Origin of the sequence: Bradyrhizobium sp. WSM1743 (assembly GCF_000473065.1) — a bacterium.
Lineage (GTDB): Bacteria > Pseudomonadota > Alphaproteobacteria > Rhizobiales > Xanthobacteraceae > Bradyrhizobium.
Window position 1 is genome coordinate 1 of the sequence record NZ_AXAZ01000157.1, and the last position, 1,376, is coordinate 1,376.

1 protein-coding gene is annotated in these 1,376 nt (G+C 62.0%); it reads left to right on the forward strand.

What is annotated here, in order from left to right:
• Nucleotides 1–240: 240 nt before the first annotated feature.
• Nucleotides 241–1,376 (forward strand): HAMP domain-containing protein (locus YU9_RS44080; protein ID WP_036019376.1); only part of this gene is annotated, 1,136 nt, incomplete at its 3' end.

The following is a 1,376-nucleotide window of genomic DNA, read 5'->3' on the forward strand; positions in this document are numbered from 1 at the left end:
AGATTCATCTGGCCCTCCGCGCGCCAAACATTGAATCCCTACAAATACTTGATTCTCAGCCTCAACGGCTGCGGCCGGATGACTCAGTAAGATTAACAATTCCCCACGTCACCTCACCGCCCGTTGCGGTGCCACAAATTTACCGTGGCTTATCCTTTGCCCCGTAACGTGCAGAGGAGTCGGGAAGCGGGCTGCTTCCGGGCTGCGCCTGGTTTTCCGCGAATGGAATGGGGTGGGGGAATGTCGGTCAAGTCCAAGTCGAGCCAATCCAAGTCGAGCCAATCGAAGCTGCCAACGCTGCGGTTTCGCGCAAAAATCATCCTCGGCTTCGTGGCGGTGCTCGCCATCCTCGCCGTCAGCATGGCGTTCGCCTATTTCGGCTTCGAGCGGATCGCAGGCGCCGTGGCATCCTACCGCACCAGCGTATCGGAAGCCGATCTGGCCCGAACCGTCGATCGCGAGCTGATCGCCTATCAGGGACTGGCACGGGCCTATACCCTGACTGGCGCTGTGGATGACGAGACCGCAGCCAAGGCTGCTGAAGGGAATCTGAAGAGCGCGATCGCCAAGTCGATGGCCGCGACCACCGGCGCGGCCCGCCGTGAGCAGGTCGGCAAGCTCGAAGCGGAGTTCCAGAGCTTTACGAAAGTCTTCGGCGAGATCATCACGCTGACGCGCGAGAACAACAAGATCGCGGCCGACGAGCTCAACAGTGTCGGCAACAAGATCCGTTTCAAATTCGACGACCTCGCCGACACCGCAGCGCTGGCGGGCCTCGCCTCGGTTCAGACCACGGCCAAGGACGTCACCTCGCAATATCTGGCGGTCTCCACTTCGGTCAGCGCCTTCGTGGCCAAGCCGGAGCCGAAGACCGCCGACGGCGTGATCGCCCGCATCAAGTTCCTCGAGACGCTGCTGGTCTCCATCTACGCGAACGACCAGAAGATCACGGATCGCGTCAAGGAGATCGGCGATCTCTTCAAGCAGTACCGCACCTCGTTCGCCAAGCTGACCGAGAACGTGAAGGTCATCGTCAAGCTGAACGGCGAGATGACCAAGACGGCGGCGACCATCCTCAAGCTCTCGGCCGAGCTGCGCTCGGATCTGACCGCCGACCAGCAACGCATCGAGGCGAGCGCCAATGCGACCATCGGAGAGACCGAGCAGCTGATGCTGATGATGGCGCTGGGCGGGTTGGCCGTGGGCATCGTGCTGGCCTTGTGGCTCGGCAACGGTATCTCGCGGCCGATGATCGCGATGTGCAAGGCGATGCGCGAGCTCGCCTCGGGCAATTTCGACGTCGTGCTGCCGGGTTTGGGGCGCAAGGACGAGATCGGCGAGATGGCCGGCGCGGTCGAGGAGTTCAAGGTTCAGGC